Source organism: Streptomyces sp. NPDC001714 (assembly GCF_042892755.1).
In the GTDB taxonomy this organism is placed as follows: domain Bacteria; phylum Actinomycetota; class Actinomycetes; order Streptomycetales; family Streptomycetaceae; genus Streptomyces.
Window position 1 is genome coordinate 216,152 of the sequence record NZ_JBIAUL010000008.1, and the last position, 22,377, is coordinate 238,528.

A 22,377-nucleotide genomic window follows, 5' to 3' on the forward strand; every position below is an offset into this window, starting at 1 on the left:
TCATTGATCACTCGTCTGAAGCGGCGGTGGTTGTGGGGTGCTGCCAGGCCCGGAGTTCGGGCATGACGTGTTCGGCGAACAGGTCCATGGAGTGGCGGACCGCGGCCGTGTCCATGAACACCTGGCGGAAGGACAGGGCGAGGTTCGTGTTGCGTGCCGACCGGACCCGCCGGAGCAGCGACTCGGCCACCTGATCCGGTGTGCCGACGTGGTACGGGATCGGTGAGTCGGCGGCCCAGTCGCGCAGTCGGTCGGGTGCGGGCACGTCGAGTCTGCCGCCGGTGAATTCCAGCCCGACCCATTCGTGGCCGGCGAGGAAGGTGAGCCAGTGGTGGACTCCGCGGGCGGCCTCGGCCCACGCCCGGTCCTCGTCGTCGGCGACGTGCACCATGGACAGGAGCCCCGACCCATGGTCGGCGGGGTTGTGCCCATGGGCGCGCAACTCGCTGTCGAACAGCTCCATGAGCTGCGGACCGAACGCGGAGGCGCCGGCGACGTTCAGTCCTCGGCGCGCGACGCGCTTCACTCCTACGGGACCGCTGGCGGCGACCCAGACCGGCAGCCTCTCCTGCAGCGGTTTGGTGGTCATCCGCACGCCGGGGAAGGTGAAGTACTTGCCCGCATGGCTGAACTCGTCCTCGGTTAAACACTTGAGGATGACGTCGAGCCCTTCGAAGAGCCGCCCGAAGCGTTCGGCGGCGTCGACGTCGTAGGAGCGGAACTCCTCGTAGAACGACCCGGCGCCCACGGTGAGTTCGAACCGGCCCCCGGAGAGGATGTCGAGCACCGCGGCGTCCTCGGCCACCCGGAGCGGATGGTGGTAGGGCAGCACGGTCACATGGGTGCCGATACGGATCCTGCTGGTCCGTTGCGCCACCGCGGCCAGTACCGGGAAGAGTCCGGGCGTAGCCTGGTCCCAGGCGAAGTGGTGTTCGCCGGCCCAGGCGTGGGTGAACCCGAGCCGCTCGGCGTGTACGACGTCGTCGATGTGGTCCTGGTAGACCTGCCGCAGGCTGCGCTGCTCCTCGGGGTGACGGCGGATGTTGAACAGGAAACCGACGTCCATCGCGGTTCTCCTTCCGTAACGCGTTACTCCGTCACGTGTGTGGGTGCTGGTGTGCGTAGTGCTGACGCAGCAGGTCCTTGCCGTAGTCACCGCCGTTGGGGGTGCGCACGATGGTGTGCACGTGGTACGGCTCGGGTTCGTCGTTGTCGAGGAAGATGCCGGCGTGGTTGTCGTACTCGATCAGCACGACCGGACTGTGCACCCGGTAGTAGAAGGGCGCGTGGGGTTCCCACGTCCCGATCCACCCCAGGTGGGTGTCGTCGAGGAAGCGCTCGATCTGGTTGCGGCGGTGCGCACGAGGCGCTGGGGGCAGGTTCTCCAGGTAGGGGTCGGTGAGCGAGAGCAGCAGCTCTCGCTGGCCCGGCGTCAGCCGGTCGCCCGCCAGACCGACGTAGGGGAGCACACGGTTGTCCCGGCCCGCTGCCGCGCGGTGGCGGCCGTCGACGATGCCGGACAGCTCGGGCGGAAGGTCCGCGGACAGCATCGAGCCGTACAGCAGGGCCCGGTCGCGCTGCGCCGCGCTCAGGGACTCCATGAACTCCCGGGCACGCTCGCGATGATCGGAGAACACGGCCTCACCGCCGAACTCCACGCCGAGGAAGGTCGGTGTGAGCACCAACTGGCCGCCGATGAAGACCGCGTGGAGATCGATGTGGTGCCCCGCGAGCTGCCAGCCCCACGGCTGCTGGAGCGAGGGCTCGCCGAACAGGGTGAACCGGTAGCAGTACTCGGTGAGTGTGTCCGGGTACTTGCCGACAAACGTGCCCAGTTCGGCGTTGAGACGCATCGCCTCGCGCAGCAGCTCGTAGCCCTCGGGGCTGACGGTGGCTTCGATCACCGACAGCGCCGCCTCACGCGCGCGCCCGGGCAACTCCTGCAACAGCAGACCGTGTTCGGGGAACGTCAGAAACGCGTTGGACCACACCCGCCATTCGGTGGCGTCGACCGGCAGCACGCCGAGCGCCTGTTGCTCTGCCGTGAGCTGATCCAGATAACCCCGTGCGTTGTGCACCGCCTGCTCTGTCGGTGCACCTTCGTCGGTCAGGGTGAAGAGGTCGGTCAGGGGCTGCCCGTCGGTCGTGATCCCCACGAAGGGATCGCCGGCGGTCTCCCCCACTGGCGGCAGCTCCGCGCCCGCGACGAGCTTCATGATCGCCGCCACACCGGCGTCGTCGGAGAAGTCCACCGCGCCCCGCTTCAGCGCCAGGCGCTCCGGGCGCGGCCGGTACCCACCGCGCAGATCGGTCATGACCGCCCCACTCCGACCTGCTCGAAGACGGACTGAGGGCCGGTGGCATCGTGGCCGTTGGCGCTGAAGTCGACACCGCTGTCCCAGGGCTTCACCGGCTCCGGCGCGGGCGAGAGAACCGAGATGTGCTTCTCTGCCACCGTGCCCGCGTTGTACTGCCGGTGCGGTACGCCCGCGGGCAGCACCACCAGCGTGCGGGGGCCGACGACATGCTTCTCCAGAGCGATCTCGACGGTCAGTTCCCCCTCCAGCACCAGGTAGTACTGGTCGAAGGCGTGGATATGAGTGCCCGGCCCGGCCCCGCCGGGAGCGACTTCCATGTAGTTGACGACGGTGTGCCGCGCGCCGGTCGCAGGACCGGCCAGAGCGACCATCTTGAGACCCGGCATCGGCTCGTCCAGGGCGTCGGGATCGACGCGCCGGGTGTAACCGGGGTGGTCGGTGCGGTGGGTGGCCGGTACATCGTCGGGAGAGTCCACCATGTACGCCAGCTGGGCCATCGGCCCGGGAGCGGGGATCAGCATCTCGAAGTGGGTCTCGGCTCCCGGCCCGTCGTTCCAGTTGCGGTGTGCCAGCCCCGCCGGGATGAACACGAGGGTGCCGGCACTGATGTGCTGGACCTCGTGCCCCAGTTGCACGTTCATGGTGCCCTCGACCAGGTAGTACAGCTGGTCGACGTGGTGGTAGTGCAGACCGGGGCCGCAACCTCCTTCCTCGATGTGGCTGTTGATCAGGATCGCGCTCTCCAGATGGGAGAGGAACTGCGCGCGGTAGCCGGGGAACCCCGTGTCGATGGCCTGGTCCGGGTCGAAGGGGCGGACGTACTGCATGCGGGTCGGCGGTGTGATGGGCGGCATCGGCCTACTCCTGCGTCGTCGTGTGGGTCTCGTGGTGTGCGCGGCTCAGCGGGAGAAGGCGGCCTCGACGTCCTGGGTGGTGACGATCTCGCCCAGCAGCGTGAAGGTGTCCAGGGCGGCCTGGTGCGACTCGTCGCTGGCCGCCGAGCACGCGTCGGAGACGATGAGGGTGCGGTAGCCGTGGTTGGCCGCCTCGCGGGCGGTGCCCTGGACGGCGTGGTCGGTGGCGACCCCGGAGAGGACGACGGTGTCGATGCCCTTCCCGCGCAGGATGCCGTTGAGGTCGGTGCCGTGGAAGCCGGTGAGGCGGGTGTGGGTGATGACCAACTCGCCGGGCTCGGGGCTGAGTTCCTCGATGTGATCAGCGCCGCGCGTTCCGTCGACGAGGGCCTTGCGCTCTTCCACCAGGGCCAGCAGAGGGCAGTTGATGATCAGATCGCCATAGCCGGGCCGGAAGGCCGTCCGGATGTGGATGACGGAGGCTCCCGCGGCTCGGGCCGCCCGGGCGAGCAGCTGGTTCTTGGCGATGACACCGTGCCGCTGCACGCCCTCGGCGAAGAACGGTCCGAAAGCACCCTCGGGTTTCACGATGTCGTACTGCCAGTGGATGTTGATCACGGCGGTACGGGCTGGATCGAACTCGGTCATGTGTCCTCCGACTGGCAGGCCCGCGGGCGTCCGGTTGACCGCTGAGCAACCATGTTTCAGATCGCAACATGACAGTCCACTACTGTCAATAGAAATGTTTGTTTTCAAGACAGACATGTCTGTGTTACGTTCATATTGGCTCCTCAAGGGCGTCGCCGGATGGTTCGCGCGCGCCCCGGTATCTGATCCACCTGGCCGGGATCGGCCAGGTGGACCCAAGTCTCAGCGCGTTGTGACTCCGCTCGAATCGGTCCGCCGCAGCTTCGAGCTGTCAGCCGCCCGGGGATCTGCCCGCCGCGCGTGCCTGCGGCGGCGACATGGTCCCCGCCTGACCGGAAAAGGACTGCAACAATGGCATGGACATCACTACCGGCCTCACCGAGCGGCTCTGCCGGGAGTGGGGCGACCCTGGAAGCCGCCCGTTTCCGCGACGTCCTCTCCGCGGTGCCCACCAGTGTTGTCGTGGTGACCGCCCTGGACCGCGGCGAGCCGGTCGGGCTGGCCGTCGGCACCTTCCTCTCGGTGTCGATGAATCCACCACTGGTCGGGTTTCTGCCCGCGGCGACGTCGAGCAGCTTCCCCCGCATACGACAGGCCGGCGCCTTCTGCGCGAACGTGCTGACCGTGAACCAGCAGCACGTTTCCCAGGCGTTCGCCACCAGTGGCGCCGACAAGTTCGCCGGCCTGTCCTGGCGTCCGGCACCGGTGACCGGCTCGCCGGTGCTGGAGGGAGTGGCGGCGTGGATCGACTGCCGGATCACGACCCTGCACGAGGCCGGGGACCACTTCATCGTCATCGGTGAGGTCGCCGACCTCGATGCCGCACCGGAGGAGACACCGCTGGTGTTCCACCGTCGCCGCTACACGGGCGCCGTCGGGCCGACCGCGGCCTGAACCCCGTACGTCCCGCCGGAGGTTCACGGGGCGTAGGCCGCTGCTGGCGGAGCTTCGCGGCTCACACCGCAAGAAGGATCGCAGGTGGTCGTCCGCACCGCCGATGCCCCCGACCGGCCGGTCTCAGCGGAGGACCCCGACGAACGGGCGGTCCCCCGTCGAAGGCGTCGGCCTCGACACGGCGCAACCGCGCGCCGGAATCCATGAGGAGAAGCACCGATGAAGCTGCTCACGTACCGCATCGGCGACAAGGTGTCGTTCGGCGTTCTCTCGGCCGACGGCGTCATCGACGGCGCCGAGACACTCGGCGGGGAGGCCACCTCGATCCGAGAGCTCCTGGAACGCGATCTCACGGGGCGACTGGAGCGGCTCAGCGCGGGCCGCGAGGCCACCCACTCCCTGGCCGAGATCGAGTTCCTCCCGCCTGTCCCGGACCCGGCGAAGATCCTGTGCGTGGGCGTCAACTACGTCGACCACCGCGACGAGACCGGGCACGTCGACAAGCCCGAACACCCCACCGTCTTCAGCCGGTTCGCCGACACCCAGGTCGGACACGAACAGCCCGTCGTCCATCCGCCGAACACGAGGCAGCTGGACTACGAGGGAGAGGTCGCGATCGTCATCGGCCGTCATGTGTCGGTGATCGAGACGGACGCCGACGCCCGGGCGGCGATCGCGGGACTGTCGGCCTACAACGACCTGAGCGCACGGGACTGGCAGTTGCACAACAGCCAGTGGCTGCCCGGCAAGAACTTCCGCGGCGTCGGTTCCTTCGGTCCGTACCTGGTCACGCTGGACGAGTTCGACGACCTCGGATCGGTACGGCTCACCACCCGGGTCAACGGCGAGCTGCGGCAGGACGCCACGCTGGACCAGCTCGTCTTCGATTTCACGGCGATTCTGGGGTACGTCACCGGGTTCACCTCCCTGAATCCCGGCGACGTGATCGCCACCGGAACGCCTGGCGGTGTCGGACTGGCGGCGAAGCCGCCGCGTTTCCTCGCCCCCGGCGACGTGACCGAGGTCGAGGTGTCGCGCGTCGGGGTCCTCCGGAACGAAGTCGTGGCGGTACCGAAGGACGCGCGGTGAACCGGCGTCCCTGGCTGAACACGTATCCCGGTGATCTCCCGAGGCAGATCACTCCCGAGTCCGAGTCGATGCTCGAACTGTTCGCGACCACCGTCTCCAGGTTCCCCGACAGAACCGCGATCGCCTATTTCGACGGCGCCGTGTCCTTCCGAGACCTCGACCAGCACTCGGATGCCCTGGCGATCGCCCTGACGGAGGGCGGCTTCGCCGCCGGCGACCGGCTCGCGCTCTACACCCAGAACAACCCGGCCTTCGTGGTCGGCCTCCTCGCGGCCTGGAAGGCCGGTGGTATCGCGGTTCTCATCAACCCCATGAACAAGACGCGCGAACTGTCCTACCTGCTCAGGGACTCGGGCGCGACGGCCCTGCTGAGCCTTGACGATCTGTACGTATCGGTTGCCCGTGAGGTGCTCGACGGCGGGCAGACCGAGGTACGGCAGGTCTTCGTGGCATCCGCACGCGACGACCAGAAGCGCGACGACGGGCGCGTCATCCCCGTCGCGGAGCAACCGGCGGTCTCCGGGGCCCTCCGGCTGACGGACGTGTTCTCCCGACACGGCGACCGCAAGCCGGCACCAGTCAGCGTGAACGCCGAGAAGGCGGCGGTCCTGACCTACACCTCCGGCACGACCGGAGTACCGAAGGGGGCGATCAACACTCACGGCAACCTGGCCTTCAACACCCACACCTACCGCGAGTGGATGAAGCTGAGCCAGGACGACGTCGTGCTCGGTATCGCTCCGCTGTTCCACATCACCGGGCTCGTCGGGCACGTCTGCGTCTCGTTGGTGATCGGCTCGAAACTCGTGCTCGCTCACCGTTTCGACGGCAGGGTCGTCCTGGACGCGATCCGCGAGCACCGGCCGACGTTCACCGTCGGCGCCATCACCGCCTTCAACCATCTCTCCGGACTGCCCGGAGCGACAAAGGACGACTTCGCGTCGCTACGGGTGGTCTACTCCGGCGGCGCACCGATCGCACCTCAGCTGCGCGACAAGATCCTGGCCCGCACCGGGATGGACATCCACAACTGTTACGGGATGACCGAGACCACCTCGCCGACACACGCCGTGCCGCTGGGTGTGGCGGCGCCCGTCGATCCCGACACGGGCGCTCTGTCGATCGGCGTGCCCGTCTTCAACACGTCCGTGCGCATCATCGACGACAACGGCACGGAGCTGCCGCCGGGAGAGACCGGCGAACTCGTCGTCTCCGGTCCGCAGGTCACCCCCGGCTACTGGAACAAGCCGGCGGAGACGGCGGACAAGTTCGTCGACGGCGAGCTCCACACCGGTGACCTAGGCCTGATTGACGAAGAGGGCTGGTTCTACCTGGTCGGCCGGAAGAGCGACATGATCATCGCCTCCGGCTACAAGGTGTGGCCCCGGGAGGTGGAGGACGTCCTCCTCGGCCACCCCGCCGTCCGTGAGGCCGCGGTGATCGGCGTCCCGGACGAATACCGCGGCCAGACGGTCAAGGCGTTCGTGTCCCTGCAATCCGGGCGAACGACCAGTCCAGACGCCCTCATCGTGTTCTGCAAGGAGCGTTTGGCGGCCTACAAGTACCCCCGTGTCGTCGAGATCGTCGACGAACTGCCCAGGAGCCCGGCCGGCAAGATCCTACGGCGCGAGCTGCGGTGAGGACCGAGAAGGAATGAGCAGATCATGAACGACGCCGTCATCGTCGCCGCCGTGCGCACCCCGGTGGGGAAGCGCGGCGGTGCGCTGTCGTCCATCCACCCGGCCGACCTGTCCGCCCACGTCCTCGAAGCTCTCGTCGAACGCACGGGAATCCACCCGGCGCTCGTCGACGACGTCGTGTGGGGATGTGTCAGCCAGGTCGGGGAGCAGACCTTCGACATCGCCCGCACCGCGGTTCTGTCAGCGGGTTGGCCCGAGTCCGTACCGGGGACCACGGTCGACCGTCAGTGCGGCTCCTCGCAGCAGGCCGTGCACTTCGGAGCCGCGGGACTCATAGCCGGCTACTACAGCGTGGTCGTCGTCGGTGGTGTGGAGAACATGTCCCGGGTTCCCATGGGGTCCGCGGCCGCGACCGGCAATCCGTTGGGTGAGCGATATACCAAGCGCTACGGCGCCGAGTTCCCGAACCAGGGCATCGGCGCCGAGATGATCGCCGACGCGTGGGGGCTGTCACGGACCCAGCTCGACGAGTTCGCGCTGACCTCGCACGAGCGCGCGGCCATCGCCACGGATGCCGGACTGTTCACCACGGAGATCGAACCCATCGTGGCGGCCGACAAGATGGTCACGACGGACGAGGGCATACGACGCGGCGGGACCCTCGACAAGCTGAGCACGCTCCGCCCGGCCTTCCGCGAAGACGGCCGCGTCACCGCCGCCAACTCCTCGCAGATCTCGGACGGAGCGGCCGCGTTGCTGATGATGACGAGCGAGGCGGCGGCCGCTCTGGGGCTGACGCCGCTCGCCCGCATCCACACGGCGGTCGTCACCGGCTCCGCGCCGATGCCGATGCTGACCGGCCCGATCCCGGCGACGCACAAGGTGCTGGCCAAGTCCGGAGTCGGCCTCGACGAGATCGGCGTCTTCGAGGTCAACGAGGCCTTCGCCTCGGTGGTGCTGGCCTGGGCGGCGGAGTTCGACGTGGACATGGCCCGTGTGAACCCTCGCGGCGGCGCCATCGCACTCGGCCATCCTCTGGGCGGATCCGGGGCCCGGCTGATGACCACCATGCTTCACCACATGCGCGCCGAGAACATCCGGTACGGCCTGCAGACGATGTGCGAGGGCGGGGGCCAGGCCAACGCGACGCTTCTCGAACTTCTCTGACGGCGTGAACCCCACGGACTACAAGAACCACACGAACAGCACGAAGCCCCCTTTCTCAGGAGAGAACTCGCGATGAACCTGTCCTTCGACTTCACCGGCCAGTCCGTGATCGTGACCGGCGGCGCGCGAGGTATCGGTCTCGAACTCGGCCGGTTCTTCGCGGACTCCGGTGCCGACGTCTTCCTCATCGACTACGACGGCGAGGAGGTCCGCAAGGCCGCGGCCGAGGTGGGATCGCGAGCCATCCCCGGTGACGTCAGCAGCACCGAGGACATCGACCGGGCCGTCGAGCAGGTCATCACCGAGACCGGCCGGATCGACGTCGTCGTCAACAACGCCGGAATCCTGCGCGACAAGGTCCTGTGGAAGCTCACGGACGACGACTGGGAGAGTGTCCTGGCCATCCACGCCGGCGGCACCTTCCGGCTGACCCGCGCCTGCGTTCCGCACTTCCGCGCCCGGGGCTACGGCCGCGTCGTCAACGTCACTTCCTACACGGGTCTGCACGGCAACACCGGTCAGGCGAACTACGCCACCGCCAAAGCGGGCATCATCGGATTCACCAAGACGGCAGCCAAGGAACTGGCCCGGTTCGGGGTCACCGTCAATGCGATCTCCCCCAACGCCGAGACCCGGATGGTCGCCTCCATCCCGGAGGACAAGAAGGCCGAACTGGCGGCGGGCATCCCGCTGGGCAGGTTCGGCGACGCTTCCGAGATGTGCGCCGCGGTGGGCTTCCTCGCCTCCCGCGAAGCGGGGTACGTCACCGGCGTCGTCCTGCCCGTCGACGGCGGGATCTCGATCTGATCAGGAGGCACGTTCGATGTGCAGGGGAACCGACCGGATGGACTCCGCGGCCTGAAGGATCCGGTAGAGCTCCGACGCACCGACGTGAATCACTTTGAGGACCGCCTCCCGTGCACGTTTCTCATCGCGGGCAGCCAAAGCTTCAAAGAAGGCGCTGCGCCAGCGGACGTGAGCGCGGTCCAGGAAATTGTCATGCAGCAGTCCGAATCTGAAAACTCGTTCCACATGCGTCGCCAAGGGAAGCGCCATTTCCGTCATCACCGGATTGCCGCAAATCTGGACGAGGTAACGGATAGGCGCTGCCTTCATCAGGTCAGGATTGAGTTCGGACGCGGGGCGGCCGCCCGGTGCCGTCGTCGTCACCAATTCGGCGAACGTGGCGATCTGCTCGTCAGTGGCGTTGCGGATGATCAGCACCACCAGCGACGGGGCGGTCAGCTCGAAGGCTTCGAGGATGTCCTGGACGCTCTGCAGCGTCATCGGGGTGACCTGCCATCCCTTGCGCTTCACGGGGCGGGCGAACCCGGCCGCCTCCAGGCGCTGCAGCGCCTGCATCGTCGGCGTCCGCCCCAGGCCGAGCGACTCCGAGAGCTCGGACGCCTTGATCCATGTCCCAGGCGCCAGTTCGCAGCTCACGATGGCCTCGCGGAGCGTCTCATAGGCCTTGTCGCTCATCGACCGTGCCTTGCTCTGCCTGCCGTCCCCCATCATCGTCATAGCTGTATTATAAACGAAGATCCGTGTGTACCGGACGGCTCCGCAGCCGACTATTTCGGCACCGTAATTCGTTCGAACTATTCGGCTTGTTTCTCGCCGACCACACTGTGATCTCGCTCCGCGTTTCCATGTGGCACTACCGGTCTCTTCGGGCCCACGTGGCGACGATATGGCACGGTCGGCCGGCGGCGGCCGCATTCACCGAACTCGCCGCCGCCCACACCGCGGGCGCAGAGACGGCGACGCACCCGCCGCTTCCTCTGCCGCGTGCACGCGTTCACCACCCGCGGCCTTGCGGCAGGAACTTGGCCGGATCTCCGTATCGCGCACCAGGAACACCGGGCAGCCTCCGGGCCAGAGTGGCCTGGTCGGCCGCGAAGGAGCGCGACGAGTGGGTCGGCGGCCACTGACCGGGCAGCGGCCGCCCACACACTCGGCCTTGACGTCCGGCGTGATGCCGCACATCCTCGCGGGCGGGTCGGCGCCCCGCCATAGCGCTTCGGCACGAGGCTTGTGCCCCATACAGGGCTGCGAGCCCGAAGACGTCGAAGTGGTAGCGGACACGCGCTGCCAGCAGACTCTCCCAACTGGGCGGTGTGTCGACGAAGAACGTTAGGTAGGCGGGTGTTTGCTCGGCTACCTCGGCGCCGAGCCACTGGACGTCGCCGAGGTCGTCAAGTACGGATGAAGGGTTTGTTCTTCAGCACAGCGGGGAGCGGTGTCGCTCTTGGTCTTGTTGCATTCGCTGCAGGCGGGGATCAGGTTCGTCGGTGCGACAGCGAGCAGGGCGAAGATGCTCTTGGGCAGGTGGTGGTCGAGGGTGGTGGCCTCGCGGTGGTCGCACAGCGGGCACCGCGGAGGTGCCGTTCTCAGTTCGTCGTAGACGGGTCTGGCCGGGGCGGCTGCCTTGGCCATGCGCTGGGTGTAGTTCTTCAGCAGCTCGACATGGTCCTCCACGGTGCCCGGCGCGAACGCTGCCGGTTGGAGTGTGTGCAGAATTGTGGCGCGCACCGCTGTCTCGAAGACCGCCGCCGCTTCGGCTACGCCGTCCTCGAAACCCGCCAGGCGCTGTTGGAGGCCGTCGTTGCGGATTCTGCTGATGCACAGGCGATAGGTGTCGCGGGCGGTATGTGCGGGTATCGGGAGCGGGCGCATCAGAACAGGCGCTCCCGGCGGTCTCGGACGGAGATCAGTACCCGCACCAGGCTTTTGGCTTCGCTGCCGAGTTCTCCGCCGAAGCGTTCGACGACCTCGTGGTAGGCCAGGCCCTCGTTCACAGCCTTCTCCAGGTCCCGGTGGAAGCCCGATCGCGTAACTTCGAGCCCGAATGCCTCATGGGTGAGGATGCCCACGTTCTCGCCGAAGGTCTCGATGGCGGGGCGCATGGCCCGCATGACCTGCCCGGACCGGCGCAGGACCCACACGCATTTGCGGGGTGTTTCCTGCAGGACCACGGGCGAATGAGTCGCGATGACGGCGACGCCGTTGCGGTCGGCAAGGAGGTCGGAGACGGCCCGGATGAAGGCGGCCAGCAGGGGCGGGTGGAGATGGGTCTCGGGCTCGTCGATGAGGACCAAGGTGGTCTCGGTGACGAGGTCCGCGAGGTTGGTGACGGCGAGCAGCACGATCTTGTGCCCGGAGCTGAGCCTGCCAAACGCCTCCTCCCTGTCAGCTGCGGGGTTGTCGGGCGCCATCCAGTTGGTTGCGAGTATCTCCGAATCCCGGAACAGCGGGTCGGCCTCCGCCAGGGTCGCCAGGGCGGTCTGCCAGCGATCCAGCCGGGCTCCAGTGAGTCCTTCTACCAGCTGAGTGAAGCGCTGGGCAGGCGTCACGTCGCCCCTGTGGATGCTGCCGCGGGCGAGCGTGACATGAGCGTGATGGGTTCCGTTGGTCTCTTGCACTGGGGTGAGGAGGTCGAATGCGCTGGAGGCAACGGAGACCATGTTGGTGAAGGCGGGCCCGGTGCCGCTCAGATTGGTGACCTGGCCGACTTCGTCCACGGTGGCGGAGCCGTCTGCGACTGCTCTGGCCAGGTGGCTGAGCAGACGTGTTTTGCCGACGCCGTTACTGCCGATCAGGGCGTGCACATTCGTGGGCGGCGACGCGCCCGGCTTCACCGTGAACGACAGGGTCAGGGGATCCACTTCCCCGGTCTCCGGTGCCGGAGCCGTGTAGGAGAAGTCGAACGGCGTCAGCCGGGCGCCGCCCCGGGCGATCCGGTGGAACTGATGGACCACGGTCTCCCGGGAGACCGAACGAAGCAGTGACGTCCGCGTCACCTTTTCGTCGAAGGCTCTGGCGAAGAGTTCCTGGTCGTAGGCGAGGTCGCGTAGGTCGCGTAGGGAGCTCAGAACTGCGAGCCGGACGTCGTCGCCCAGGTCGCGGAGCTTTTCGTAGTAGGTGTCGTCCTGTCCCAGGGAGAAGAACTCTTCGTCGACCGACTCGAAGTGATCGGCCAGCGTCGTACGCTCATGCTCGCGCATTCCGAACTGAGGAGCCACGAAGTTTCCGGACAGGCTTCTGACCGTTTATTTCACGCGGCGATTCGCAACTTCTCGTACTCGGCGTGGACTTCGCGCGGAGGGCGGTAACCCACTGCCGAGTGGAGGCGTTCGCGATTGTACCAGAATTCGATGTAGCGAGTGATGTCCTGCCGCGCGGCCTCGCGGGTCAGGTAAGTCACCCTCGATACGCGCTCGTTCTTCAGCGCGCCGAAGAATGACTCGGCCATGGCGTTGTCGAAACAGATCCCGGTGCGGCCAGCAGATCTGCGGAGCCCGAAGCGTTCCAGCGTCCTCCCGAACTCGGCAGACATGTAGTTACTTCCGCGATCCGAGTGAAATATTGCGTCGGCCGAGAGGTTCCTGTTCCGTGCCGCGTTTCGGATCGCTCTGGATATCAGTGGGGTTTGGTAGTGGTCGTCCATTGCGTAACCGATGACTTCCTTCGTACAGCAGTCGATGACCGTCGCGAGGTACAGCCAGCCTTCCCCGGTCGCGATATAGGTAATGTCACCGACGAGCTTCTCGCCGGATGCATCCGCGGTGAAGTCGCGTCCGACAAGGTCCGGTACCTGGCCGGCTGCAGCCTGCGTGAGGTTGAACCTCTTCGGCCGTGGCAGGCAGGGCACCAGGCCCAGTTCGCGCATGAGACGGCGGACCAACTCCACGCGTGCGGCGACGCCCCAGCGGTGCAGCTGGGCCTGGATACGTCGGTGCCCGTAGGTGCTGTCGGACATGTCGAAGGCTTTCTCGATGAGCAATTTCAGTTCTACGCGCCGCTGAGCTGTCGCGGATTCCGGGCGAGATCGCCAGTCGTAGTAGCCGGATCTGGATACGCCAAGTCGGCCGCACATGAACTCGACGCTGTATGCGTACTTCTCGGTGCCGAGCCGCATCTCGTCGATGAACTCGTACTTGCTTGCTACCGAGGATCCTTCGCGAAGTACGCTGCGGCTTTTTTCAGGAAGGTGACTTCCATCTCCAGCTCACGGTTACGTCGTTCGAGTTCCTTCAGACGCGCCCGTTCGTTCACCGTCAGTTCCGCATCAGGGGCCGGTTCCTGCTGCTTCTGATACTTCTTCACCCAGCCGCGTAGCGTCTCCGAGTTCAGCTCAAGCTCCCGGGCGACTTCGGAGATCGTCTTGCTTGACCTCAACGCGATCTGGACGGCTTCCTCGCGGAACTCCGGCGAGTACTTACTAGGTGGCGACACTTCTTCCTCGTTTCCTTGTTCAGGACAACCCTATTGGGTGCCTGTCCGGAAACTGCGTGGCCCCTCACCTGAATCCGAAGCCCACGACCTGGTGATGTCTGTGTTCGGCGGCATGAGCAAGGGGGAGCGCAACCGGATCAAGATCCGGGTCCGCGCCGCCATGGCCTCCCAGGCGAAGATCGAAGGCCGTTACCTGGGCGGCCGACCGCCCTACGGCTACCGACTCGCCGACGCCGGCCCCCATCCCCATCCGGCCAAGGCGAGCGACGGCAAGCGCCTTCACCGACTTGAGCCGGATCCCGCCACCGCGCCCATCGTCCAGCGCATCTTCCACGACTACTGCCGCGGCCGCGGGTTCTTCGCCATCGCCGAGTCCCTCACTCGCGACGGCATCCCGAGCCCGTCCGCGCACGACCCAGCACGCAATCAGCATCGCAGCGGCATCGCCTGGTCCAAGGGCGCCGTGCGCGCCATCCTGTCCAACTCCCGATACACCGGACGGCAGGTCTGGAACAAGCAGCGCAAAGAAGAGACCCTCCTCGACGTCGACAACGTGGCGCTCGGACACGAGACCCGACTGCGCTGGAACCAGCCGGATGCCTGGATCTGGTCCAACGACCGCGTGCACCCGCCGCTGATCGACACCGAGACCTTCGAACTCGCCCAGGCCCTACGAGCAGCCAAGGGCGCCGATCACACGACACGCGAGCGACGGCGGCACACCAGTCCCCGATACGTCCTGCGGACGTTTCTGCACTGCGGACTGTGCGGCCGGCGCATGCAGGCGCACTGCAGCCACGACGTCCTCTACTACCGCTGCCGCTTCCCCAGCGAGTACGGGCTGGCCAACAAGGTCTCCCACCCACGCAACGTCTACGTCGCCGAACGAGACCTGATCGCCCCGCTCGACACTGGCTCACGCGTGCCTTCGCCCCGCACCGGCTGGAGGACACGGTCGCGCGGATGTACGCGGCCCAGCAGCCCGACCCTGCGGTCCCGACGGAGGCGGAGAAGGCAGCTCAAGTCATCGCCGAGTGCGACACGAAGATCGCCCGCTACCGAGAGGCTCTTGAAGCCGGCACAGACCCGGCACTCGTCGGCCGATGGATCACCGAAACCCAGGCCCGCCGCGCCGGAGCGATGGCCAAGAGCCGAGCAGCCACCCATGAGGACCGGCTCACCAAGGAGGACATCCGCTCGATGATCACATCACTGGGCAGCATCCGCGACGTACTCACCGACGCCGAAGCCCCGGACAAGGCCGACGTCTACCAGAACCTCGGCCTCAAGCTGACCTACGACCCCGCAAAACAGCTCGTGCGGGCCGAGGCTCAGCTCGACCCGCACAAGTTGGGGTTATGGTCTGTGTCCGAGGGGGGACTTGAACCCCCACGCCCGATAAAGGGCACTAGCACCTCAAGCTAGCGCGTCTGCCATTCCGCCACCCGGACTAGGTGTCTGCCGCCTGACCGGGGGTGTTCCCCGCGGCGACATGGACAACAATACCAAGCTTTCGGAGTGCCTTTCACCTGCGTTTCCGTCGGTGTAGGCGCAGGTGGGAGCGGGTCACGGCGCGTGGCCGGGCCGTCACCGGGCGGGCAGCAGTGTACGCAGGGCGCGGACGAGTGTCGCGGCCGTCTCGTCGTCCAGCGGTGCGAGGAAGCGGCGCTCGGCGGCCCGTCGCGCCTCCTCCGCCCGGCCCATCCGCTCACGCCCGGCGTCGGTCAGTTCGACGATGTTGCGCCTCCGGTCCTGCGGGCTGCGCCGGCGCTCGACCAGACCTCGCCGCTCCAGGCCGTCGAGCAGGGCCACCATCGTCGTGCGGTCCACCCCGAGCCGTCCCGCCACCTCGATCTGGGACAGCGGTTCGGCCCCGGCCAGCACCACCAGCACCGCCAGCTCGTGTCCGTCCATGCCGTACGGGGCGAGGGCCTCGGCCGAGCTCCGTGCCAGGTCGGCCTGGACATGCTTGAGCAGGTACCCGAGCCGGGATTCGAGGGGATCGCTGACCATGTCGTAGACGATAGCGAAAACTGATCGTCAGGATGGCTGATGATTTACTAGGCTGACGGCTATGACGACCGTGACGGCTGTGCGCTTCGGCATCAAGACCACCCCCATGCACGTCCCCTACGAGGACATCCGCCGTGTCTGGCAGGAGGCGGACGCGATACCGCAGATCGCGGACGCCTGGCTCTGGGACCATCTGCTGCCGGTGGCCGGTCCCAAGGACGGCACCGTCCACGAGGGCTGGACGCTGCTCTCCGCCCTGGCCGCGCAGACCGAGCGGCTGCGGCTCGGTCTGCTGGTGACGAGCAACCGGATCCGGCCGCCCGCCCTCCTGGGCAAGATGGCCTCCACCGTGGACGTGATCTCGGGCGGGCGGCTGGTCCTGGGGCTGGGCGTCGGCGGGACGCATCAGCCGCCGGGTGCGGGCGGGATCGCCGGGGAGAATCCGGCGGTCGCCGAGTACGACGCCTACGGCCTCACGCTCGTGCCGCCCGCCGAGGGCATCGCCCGGCTCGACGAGACGGTACGGGTCCTGAAGCTGATGTGGACCCGGGACGTCTTCGACTTCGAGGGCGAGTACTACCGGCTGAGGGGGACCCGGAACGAGCCCAAGCCGGTGCAGCGCCCGGGGCCCCCGCTGCTGATCGGCGGCTGGGGCACCCGGCTGCTGCGGCTGGTCGCCGAGCACGCGGACGTCTGGAACGTGCCCGGGCCGCCGCACAACACCGTCGAGTTCGTCGCCGCGCGCGCCCGGGTGCTGGACGCGCACTGCGCCGAACTGGGCCGGGATCCGGCGGAGATCGTCCGCTCGGTCCAGGTCCTGGTGTCGTACGACGACCCGGCGGCGACCCGTGCCACGGTCACCGCCCTCGTCCGGGCCGGGATGAACCACATCGTGCTGAGCCTGCCCCGCCCTTATCCCGACGGCGTGGCACGCCGGCTGGCGGACGAGGTGATCCGGCCGGTGCGCGACGCCACGGAATGAGAGACGCGCGCGGTCAGGGCTTCAGCTGGTACTCCGGGAAGTTCCCGGGCAGCCGCTCCCCCGCCGGGCCCTGGGTCACCGCCCGCACCAGCAGTTCCCCGCCGACGAAGGCCCCCCGCCAGGACGCGCCGAAGCCGCCGAAGAGCTCGTCGCGGTCGCCGCGGGAGCGTGGCTTGCCGTGGCCGACCTTGAAGGCGCGGATCTGCGGGGCCAGGCGCGCGAACGTGGCCTCGTCGTCGGTGGAGAGCGTGGCGACCAGCGCGCCGTTGGACGCGTTCATGGCCGCCAGCAGTTCGGCCTCGGTGTCGACCAGGACGATCGTGTCGACCGGGCCGAAGGGTTCCGCGTGGTGCAGCGGTGAGGACGGGGGCGGGTTGAGGAGGGTGACCGGGTGGACGTACGACGCGGTGTCCTGGCCGGGCAGGAAGCGGGCGTCGGCCGGGCTGCCGCGGTGCAGCGGGACGGCACCGCGGTCGATGGCCTCGGCCACCTGGTCGGTCAGGTCCTTGGCCTTGGCCGCGTTGATCACCGGCCCGAAGTCCAGCTCGGGGAGCGGGTCCGCGGGGTCGGCGACCGCGAGGGGGTGGCCGATCCGGAGCCGGCGCACGGCCGGGAGGTAGGCGGTGAGGAACTCGTCGAACAGCTCGCGCTGGACGACGAAGCGCGGGTAGGCGGTGCAGCGCTGTTTGCCGTAGTCGAAGAGCTTGGGGACGACGGCGGTGAACGCGGCCCAGTCGGTGAAGTTCCAGATGCCCCAGGTGTTGAGTCCCTCCTGTTCGAGTACGTGCCGCTTGCCGAGGTCGGTGACGGCCGTGGCCACCGCCGCCCCCGTGTCCCGGCCGCCGACGAAGGAGACGCAGCCGATCTCGGGCGCCCGCACCAGCGCCTCCGAGAGCTCGCCCCCGCTGCCGCTGAGCAGCGTCACCGGCAGGCCCTCCCGGGCGGCCAGCGCGCAGGCCAGGGTGAGACAGGCGACGCCGCCGTCGGTCGGGGTCTTCGCCACCACCGCGTTGCCCGCCAGAGCCTGGACCAGTACCGCGTGAACGAGCACGCTCATCGGGTAGTTCCAGCTGGCGATGTTGGACACCGGCCCGTCCAGCGGGCTCCGCCCGGCGAGCATCGGCTCGATGCCGTCGACGTACCAGCGCACCCCGTCGATCGCCCGGTCCACGTCCGCCTGGGCCAGCCGCCAGGGCTTGCCGATCTCCCAGACGAGCAGCAGGGCGAGGAGTTCGCGGTGTTCGGTCAGGGCGTCCAGGGTGGCGGCCACCCTGGCCCGGCGTTCCGCCAGCGGGACGTACCGCCAGGCCCGGTGCTGGTCGAGGCAGGCCCGGACGGCCCTGCGGGCGGTGTCCCGGTCGAGGCGTGGGGCGCCGGCGATCGGGCTGCCGTCGACGGGGCTGGTCGCGGGCAGCGGCCGGCCGTCGGGCTGCCAGGCGGCGGCCCAGAGGTTGAGGACGCGGTCGTCCCGGAAGGCCTCGGGGGCGAGGGCGAGACAGCGCGCCCAGGCGTCGCGCCAGCCGGTGCCGGGCTTCTGGACCAAAGAGGCCGAAGGGGCTGACAGGGCCGAAGGGGCCGCAGAGGCTGAAAGGGCCGGAGGGGGCGAGGATTCGAGAGCCATGGCTCAGCTTCCTTCCGGCTGACGGGTGTCGAGCAGGTCCAGGACGAGCCGGGCGGTCTCGGTCGGCGTGCTCCCCACCCGGACCCCGACCGCCTCCAGCGCCTCCTGCTTGGCCCGCGCGGTGCCGGCCGAACCGGAGACGATGGCGCCCGCGTGGCCCATGGTGCGGCCCTCGGGCGCGGTGAACCCGGCGATGTAGCCGACGACCGGCTTGGTGACGTGCTCCCGGATGTAGGCGGCGGCCCGCTCCTCCGCGTCGCCGCCGATCTCCCCGATGAGGACGACGAGTTCGGTGTCGGGGTCCTCCTGGAAGGCGGCCAGGCAGTCGATGTGGCTGGTCCCGACGACCGGGTCGCCGCCGATGCCCACGCAGGTGGAGAAGCCGATGTCCCGTAGTTCGTACATGAGTTGGTAGGTCAGGGTGCCGGACTTGGAGACGAGTCCGATACGGCCGGGCTTGGTGATGTCGGCGGGGATGATGCCCGCGTTGGACTGGCCCGGGGTGATCAGACCGGGGCAGTTGGGGCCGATGATGCGGGTGCCCTTGCCCCGCGCGTACGAGGTGAAGGCCACCGAGTCGTGGACCGGGATGCCCTCGGTGATCACCACCGCGAGGCCGATGCCGGCGTCGGCCGCCTCCAGCACCGCCGCCTTGGCGAAGGCGGGCGGCACGAAGACGACGGTGACGTCGGCGCCGGTCGCCGCCATGCCCTCGGCGACCGTGCCGAAGACCGGGACCGCCATGGGGGCACCTCCCAGGCCGTTCAGGCACTGGGGGACGTCGAAGTCGACGCTCTGCCCGGCCTTGCGCGGGTTGACCCCGCCGACGACGTCGGTGCCGGCGGCGAGCATCCGGCGGGTGTGCTTCATGCCCTCGCCGCCGGTCATGCCCTGGACGAGGACCTTGCTCTCCTTGGTGAGGTAGATCGCCATGACAGGACTCCTCAGGCGGTGGTGGCGAGTTCGGCGGCACGGCGGGCGGCGCCGTCCATGGTGGTGGCCTGTTCGACCAGGGGATGCGCGCGGCCGTCGAGGATCGCCCGGCCGCGGGCCGCGTTGTTGCCGTCGAGGCGGACCACCAGCGGCTTGGTCAGCCGGACGGACTCCAGGGCCCGGACGATGCCGTCGGCGACCGCGTCGCACGCCGTGATCCCGCCGAAGACGTTGACGAAGACCGACTTCACGGACGGGTCGGAAAGGATCACCGCGAGTCCGTCGGTCATGATCTGGGCGGATGCCCCGCCGCCGATGTCCAGGAAGTTGGCGGGCCGTGCGCCGCAGCCGGCCACCACGTCCAGGGTGGACATCACCAGGCCCGCGCCGTTGCCGATGATGCCGACCTCGCCGTCGAGCCTGACGTAGTTGAGCCCCTTCGCGGCGGCCGCCGTCTCCAGCGGGTCGTGGTGCCCGGCCTCCTCGCCGCCCCAACGGGCCTGCCGGAAGCGGGCGTTGTCGTCGAGGGTGACCTTGCCGTCGAGGGCCAGGATCCGGCCCTCTCCGGTGCGCACGAGCGGGTTCACCTCGACGAGCAGTGCGTCCTCGCGGACCAGGACCTGCCAGAGCCGTACCAGGACGTCGACGGTCTGCGGCGGCAGTCCGGCGGCCGCGGCGATCTCCTGGGCCTTGGCGGAGGTGACGCCGACCGCGGGGTCGATGTGGACCCGGGCCACCGCCTCCGGGCGGGTCGCGGCCACCTCCTCGATCTCCATGCCGCCCTCGGCGGAGGCGATGGCCAGGAAGCCGCCGGCCGCCCGGTCGAGGACGTAGGAGACGTAGAACTCGCTGTCGATGTCGACGGGTTGGGCCAGCATCACCTTGCCGACCGTGTGCCCCTTGATGTCCATACCCAGGATCTGACGTGCCGTGAGCTCCGCCGCGGCCGGGTCGGCGGCGAGCTTCACGCCGCCCGCCTTGCCCCGGCCACCGGTCTTGACCTGCGCCTTCACGACGACCCTGCCGCCGAGCCGGCGGGCGATCTCCCGGGCCTCCTTGGGCGAGTCGGTGACCTCCGCCCTCGGCACCACGATGCCGTGTTCCTCGAAGAGTTCCCTTGCCTGGTGTTCGTACAGGTCCATTTCGGCTCCTGTCTTAAAAGTGCCGCACGCCCCCTGGACACCACCCACCGGATGCGGGATAACAAGGTTCATACAGTATTCGTCGACTGTATGCAATGTACCGCGAGCCGCTCCAACCCCCTACGAAGGGACAGGACTTCGCCATGCCCGACGACACCCAGGACGTGATTTCCGGTGGTCATCTCGTTGCCAAGGCGCTGAAGGCCGAGGGGGTCGACCGCGTCTACACCCTGTGCGGCGGCCACATCATCGACATCTACGACGGCTGCGTCGACGAGGGCATAGAAGTCGTCGACGTCCGCCACGAGCAGGTGGCCGCCCACGCCGCCGACGGCTACGCACGCATCACCGGCAGGCCGGGCTGCGCGGTCGTCACCGCGGGGCCGGGTACGACCGACGCCGTCACCGGGGTCGCCAACGCCTTCCGCGCGGAGTCCCCGATGCTGCTGATCGGCGGCCAGGGGGCGCTCACCCAGCACAAGATGGGGTCCCTGCAGGACCTGCCGCACGTCGACATGATGACGCCGATCACCAAGTTCGCGGCGACCGTCCCGGACACCGCCCGCGCCGCCGACATGGTCTCCATGGCGTTCCGCGAGTGCTACCACGGCGCGCCCGGCCCCTCCTTCCTGGAGATACCCCGCGACGTCCTCGACGCCAAGGTCCCGGCCGAGAGGGCCCGCACACCCAAGGCGGGCGCCTACCGCGCCTCGACCCGCTCGGCCGGCGACCCCGAGGCGATCGAGAAGCTCGCCGACCTGCTCGTGCACGCCGAGAAACCGGCCATCCTGCTCGGCAGCCAGGTCTGGACGACCCGCGGCACCGCGGACGCCATCGAACTGGTACGGACCCTCAACATCCCGGCGTACATGAACGGCGCGGGGCGCGGCACCCTGCCGCCCGGCGACCCGCACCACTTCCAGCTCTCCCGCCGGTACGCGTTCTCCAACGCCGACGTCATCGTGATCGTCGGCACCCCCTTCGACTTCCGCATGGGCTACGGCAAGCGCCTCTCCCCCACCGCGACCGTCGTCCAGATCGACCTCGACTACCGCACGGTCGGCAAGAACCGGGACATCGACCTCGGGATCGTCGGCGACGCGGGCCTGGTCCTGAAGTCGGTGACCGAGGCGGCCTCGGGCCGGGTCAACGGAGGTGCCTCCAGGCGCAAGGAGTGGCTCGACGAGCTGCGCGCCGCCGAGCAGACCGCGCTGGAGAAGCGGCTGCCGAGCCTGAAGTCGGACGCCTCGCCCATCCACCCGTACCGCCTGGTCAGCGAGATCAACGACTTCCTCACCGAGGACTCGATCTACATCGGCGACGGCGGCGACATCGTCACCTTCTCGGGGCAGGTCGTGCAGCCCAAGTCGCCAGGGCACTGGATGGACCCGGGCCCGCTCGGCACCCTCGGCGTCGGCGTCCCCTTCGTGCTCGCCGCCAAGCAGGCCCGCCCCGACAAGGAGGTGGTCGCCCTCTTCGGCGACGGCGCCTTCTCGCTCACCGGCTGGGACTTCGAGACCCTGGTCCGCTACGACCTGCCCTTCGTCGGGATCGTCGGCAACAACTCCTCGATGAACCAGATCCGTTACGGCCAGGCCGCCAAGTACGGCAAGGAGCGCGAGCGGGTCGGCAACACCCTCGGGGACGTCCACTACGACAAGTTCGCCCAGATGCTGGGCGGTTACGGCGAGGAGGTCCGCGACCCCGCCGACATCGGCCCCGCCCTGCGCAGGGCTCGGGAGTCGGGCAAGCCGTCGCTGATCAACGTCTGGGTCGACCCGGACGCGTACGCCCCCGGAACCATGAACCAGACCATGTACAAGTGAGGTGGAACGCCC

Annotated in this window: 20 protein-coding genes and 1 tRNA gene; 8 read left to right on the forward strand and 13 right to left on the reverse strand. The window is 68.4% G+C overall.

The genetic code is table 11. The features are described 5' to 3' along the window. Nucleotides 1-7 precede the first annotated feature (7 nt). From ACFY0P_RS22790 to ACFY0P_RS22805, 4 genes are read right to left on the reverse strand one after another with little or no spacing between them, the layout of a single operon-like run. Complete coding sequence (locus ACFY0P_RS22790; protein WP_388915919.1) at nucleotides 8-1,066, reverse strand: LLM class flavin-dependent oxidoreductase; 1,059 nt, start codon at nucleotides 1,064-1,066, stop codon at nucleotides 8-10. Nucleotides 1,067-1,097: 31 nt separating this feature from the next. Continuing rightward, a complete protein-coding gene (locus tag ACFY0P_RS22795) occupies nucleotides 1,098-2,315 on the reverse strand; it encodes a DUF3500 domain-containing protein (protein ID WP_388915922.1) in 1,218 nt (405 codons plus the stop codon). Then, nucleotides 2,312-3,172, reverse strand: coding sequence for a cupin domain-containing protein (locus ACFY0P_RS22800; protein WP_388915925.1), 861 nt, complete (start codon nucleotides 3,170-3,172; stop codon nucleotides 2,312-2,314). The genes ACFY0P_RS22795 and ACFY0P_RS22800 overlap by 4 nt, the downstream gene beginning before the upstream one ends. Nucleotides 3,173-3,217: 45 nt before the next feature. Then, nucleotides 3,218-3,820: a cysteine hydrolase family protein gene (locus tag ACFY0P_RS22805; protein WP_388915928.1), complete on the reverse strand. Its 603-nt coding sequence runs from the start codon at nucleotides 3,818-3,820 to the stop codon at nucleotides 3,218-3,220. A gap of 444 nt (nucleotides 3,821-4,264) precedes the next feature. Between ACFY0P_RS22805 and ACFY0P_RS22810 the strand changes: the two genes are divergently transcribed. From ACFY0P_RS22810 to ACFY0P_RS22830, 5 genes are all read left to right on the forward strand, one after another. After that, nucleotides 4,265-4,714, forward strand: a complete 450-nt coding sequence (locus ACFY0P_RS22810; RefSeq protein ID WP_388915931.1) for a flavin reductase family protein — start codon at nucleotides 4,265-4,267, stop codon at nucleotides 4,712-4,714. 219 nt (nucleotides 4,715-4,933) lie between these two features. After that, nucleotides 4,934-5,803 (forward strand): fumarylacetoacetate hydrolase family protein, encoded by an 870-nt coding sequence (locus ACFY0P_RS22815; protein ID WP_388915934.1) that lies wholly within the window; start codon nucleotides 4,934-4,936, stop codon nucleotides 5,801-5,803. After that, nucleotides 5,800-7,443 (forward strand): AMP-binding protein, encoded by a 1,644-nt coding sequence (locus tag ACFY0P_RS22820; RefSeq protein WP_316769194.1) that lies wholly within the window; start codon nucleotides 5,800-5,802, stop codon nucleotides 7,441-7,443. Before ACFY0P_RS22815 ends, ACFY0P_RS22820 begins: the two co-directional genes overlap by 4 nt. 24 nt (nucleotides 7,444-7,467) lie before the next feature. Then, entirely contained in the window at nucleotides 7,468-8,610 is a 1,143-nt protein-coding gene (locus tag ACFY0P_RS22825) for an acetyl-CoA C-acyltransferase (protein WP_316769196.1), read from the forward strand. Between the two features lie 72 nt (nucleotides 8,611-8,682). Beyond that, nucleotides 8,683-9,417 (forward strand): SDR family NAD(P)-dependent oxidoreductase, encoded by a 735-nt coding sequence (locus tag ACFY0P_RS22830; protein ID WP_388915939.1) that lies wholly within the window; start codon nucleotides 8,683-8,685, stop codon nucleotides 9,415-9,417. Here the strand turns inward: ACFY0P_RS22830 and ACFY0P_RS22835 are convergent, their stop codons facing one another. The 4 genes from ACFY0P_RS22835 to ACFY0P_RS22850 all read right to left on the reverse strand — a co-directional run bounded on the left by ACFY0P_RS22835 (nucleotide 9,418) and on the right by ACFY0P_RS22850 (nucleotide 13,848). Then, nucleotides 9,418-10,134 carry a GntR family transcriptional regulator gene (locus ACFY0P_RS22835; RefSeq protein ID WP_388915942.1) on the reverse strand — a complete coding sequence of 239 codons (717 nt, stop codon included), beginning with the start codon at nucleotides 10,132-10,134 and terminating at the stop codon, nucleotides 9,418-9,420. A gap of 636 nt (nucleotides 10,135-10,770) precedes the next feature. Further along, a complete protein-coding gene (locus tag ACFY0P_RS22840) occupies nucleotides 10,771-11,289 on the reverse strand; it encodes an HNH endonuclease (protein ID WP_388915945.1) in 519 nt (172 codons plus the stop codon). Further along, on the reverse strand, nucleotides 11,289-12,617 hold the full coding sequence (locus ACFY0P_RS22845) for an AAA family ATPase (RefSeq protein ID WP_388915948.1): 1,329 nt from the start codon (nucleotides 12,615-12,617) through the stop codon (nucleotides 11,289-11,291). The genes ACFY0P_RS22840 and ACFY0P_RS22845 overlap by 1 nt, the downstream gene beginning before the upstream one ends. Nucleotides 12,618-12,667: 50 nt before the next feature. Beyond that, a protein-coding gene (locus ACFY0P_RS22850) for an IS3 family transposase (RefSeq protein WP_388915951.1) occupies nucleotides 12,668-13,848 on the reverse strand; the annotation gives its coding sequence in 2 pieces (ribosomal slippage) (nucleotides 12,668-13,584 and nucleotides 13,584-13,848; 1,182 coding nt in all). Between the two features lie 112 nt (nucleotides 13,849-13,960). Here ACFY0P_RS22850 and ACFY0P_RS22855 point away from each other — a divergent pair. Then, nucleotides 13,961-15,052, forward strand: a complete 1,092-nt coding sequence (locus tag ACFY0P_RS22855; RefSeq protein WP_388915954.1) for a recombinase family protein — start codon at nucleotides 13,961-13,963, stop codon at nucleotides 15,050-15,052. A gap of 162 nt (nucleotides 15,053-15,214) precedes the next feature. Here ACFY0P_RS22855 and ACFY0P_RS22860 read toward each other — a convergent pair. Both ACFY0P_RS22860 and ACFY0P_RS22865 read right to left on the reverse strand, forming a co-directional pair. Further along, nucleotides 15,215-15,299: transfer RNA gene (locus ACFY0P_RS22860), tRNA-Leu, on the reverse strand. A gap of 136 nt (nucleotides 15,300-15,435) precedes the next feature. Continuing rightward, nucleotides 15,436-15,861 (reverse strand): MarR family winged helix-turn-helix transcriptional regulator, encoded by a 426-nt coding sequence (locus tag ACFY0P_RS22865; RefSeq protein ID WP_388915957.1) that lies wholly within the window; start codon nucleotides 15,859-15,861, stop codon nucleotides 15,436-15,438. 61 nt (nucleotides 15,862-15,922) lie between these two features. On the opposite strand from ACFY0P_RS22865, the gene ACFY0P_RS22870 reads away from it, so the two are divergent. Further along, a complete protein-coding gene (locus ACFY0P_RS22870) occupies nucleotides 15,923-16,843 on the forward strand; it encodes an LLM class flavin-dependent oxidoreductase (RefSeq protein ID WP_388915960.1) in 921 nt (306 codons plus the stop codon). A gap of 13 nt (nucleotides 16,844-16,856) precedes the next feature. Here ACFY0P_RS22870 and ACFY0P_RS22875 read toward each other — a convergent pair whose 3' ends face one another. Genes ACFY0P_RS22875 through sucC form a run of 3 tightly spaced genes read right to left on the reverse strand, consistent with a single transcriptional unit; the run spans nucleotide 16,857 to nucleotide 20,539 of the window. After that, on the reverse strand, nucleotides 16,857-18,464 hold the full coding sequence (locus ACFY0P_RS22875; RefSeq protein ID WP_388915963.1) for an aldehyde dehydrogenase family protein: 1,608 nt from the start codon (nucleotides 18,462-18,464) through the stop codon (nucleotides 16,857-16,859). Between the two features lie 3 nt (nucleotides 18,465-18,467). Then, on the reverse strand, nucleotides 18,468-19,397 hold the full coding sequence (sucD, locus tag ACFY0P_RS22880) for a succinate--CoA ligase subunit alpha (protein ID WP_388915966.1): 930 nt from the start codon (nucleotides 19,395-19,397) through the stop codon (nucleotides 18,468-18,470). Between the two features lie 11 nt (nucleotides 19,398-19,408). Continuing rightward, nucleotides 19,409-20,539 (reverse strand): ADP-forming succinate--CoA ligase subunit beta, encoded by a 1,131-nt coding sequence (gene sucC, locus ACFY0P_RS22885; protein WP_388915968.1) that lies wholly within the window; start codon nucleotides 20,537-20,539, stop codon nucleotides 19,409-19,411. A gap of 143 nt (nucleotides 20,540-20,682) precedes the next feature. Between sucC and ACFY0P_RS22890 the strand changes: the two genes are divergently transcribed. After that, nucleotides 20,683-22,365: a thiamine pyrophosphate-binding protein gene (locus tag ACFY0P_RS22890; RefSeq protein WP_388915971.1), complete on the forward strand. Its 1,683-nt coding sequence runs from the start codon at nucleotides 20,683-20,685 to the stop codon at nucleotides 22,363-22,365. Nucleotides 22,366-22,377 lie beyond the last annotated feature (12 nt).

Excerpts from the sequence above, each read along its gene's own strand:
- sucC (WP_388915968.1), bottom strand. The coding sequence starts at position 20,539 with ATGGACCTGTACGAACACCAGGCAAGGGAACTCTTCGAGGAACACGGC.
- ACFY0P_RS22840 (WP_388915945.1), bottom strand. The coding sequence starts at position 11,289 with ATGCGCCCGCTCCCGATACCCGCACATACCGCCCGCGACACCTATCGC.
- ACFY0P_RS22800 (WP_388915925.1), bottom strand. The coding sequence starts at position 3,172 with ATGCCGCCCATCACACCGCCGACCCGCATGCAGTACGTCCGCCCCTTC.
- ACFY0P_RS22805 (WP_388915928.1), bottom strand. The coding sequence starts at position 3,820 with ATGACCGAGTTCGATCCAGCCCGTACCGCCGTGATCAACATCCACTGG.
- ACFY0P_RS22815 (WP_388915934.1), top strand. The coding sequence starts at position 4,934 with ATGAAGCTGCTCACGTACCGCATCGGCGACAAGGTGTCGTTCGGCGTT.
- ACFY0P_RS22795 (WP_388915922.1), bottom strand. The coding sequence starts at position 2,315 with ATGACCGATCTGCGCGGTGGGTACCGGCCGCGCCCGGAGCGCCTGGCG.
- ACFY0P_RS22790 (WP_388915919.1), bottom strand. The coding sequence starts at position 1,066 with ATGGACGTCGGTTTCCTGTTCAACATCCGCCGTCACCCCGAGGAGCAG.
- ACFY0P_RS22845 (WP_388915948.1), bottom strand. The coding sequence starts at position 12,617 with ATGCGCGAGCATGAGCGTACGACGCTGGCCGATCACTTCGAGTCGGTC.
- ACFY0P_RS22865 (WP_388915957.1), bottom strand. The coding sequence starts at position 15,861 with ATGGTCAGCGATCCCCTCGAATCCCGGCTCGGGTACCTGCTCAAGCAT.
- ACFY0P_RS22835 (WP_388915942.1), bottom strand. The coding sequence starts at position 10,134 with ATGACGATGATGGGGGACGGCAGGCAGAGCAAGGCACGGTCGATGAGC.
- ACFY0P_RS22825 (WP_316769196.1), top strand. The coding sequence starts at position 7,468 with ATGAACGACGCCGTCATCGTCGCCGCCGTGCGCACCCCGGTGGGGAAG.
- ACFY0P_RS22870 (WP_388915960.1), top strand. The coding sequence starts at position 15,923 with ATGACGACCGTGACGGCTGTGCGCTTCGGCATCAAGACCACCCCCATG.
- ACFY0P_RS22855 (WP_388915954.1), top strand. The coding sequence starts at position 13,961 with ATGAGCAAGGGGGAGCGCAACCGGATCAAGATCCGGGTCCGCGCCGCC.
- ACFY0P_RS22830 (WP_388915939.1), top strand. The coding sequence starts at position 8,683 with ATGAACCTGTCCTTCGACTTCACCGGCCAGTCCGTGATCGTGACCGGC.
- ACFY0P_RS22890 (WP_388915971.1), top strand. The coding sequence starts at position 20,683 with ATGCCCGACGACACCCAGGACGTGATTTCCGGTGGTCATCTCGTTGCC.
- ACFY0P_RS22875 (WP_388915963.1), bottom strand. The coding sequence starts at position 18,464 with ATGGCTCTCGAATCCTCGCCCCCTCCGGCCCTTTCAGCCTCTGCGGCC.
- sucD (WP_388915966.1), bottom strand. The coding sequence starts at position 19,397 with ATGGCGATCTACCTCACCAAGGAGAGCAAGGTCCTCGTCCAGGGCATG.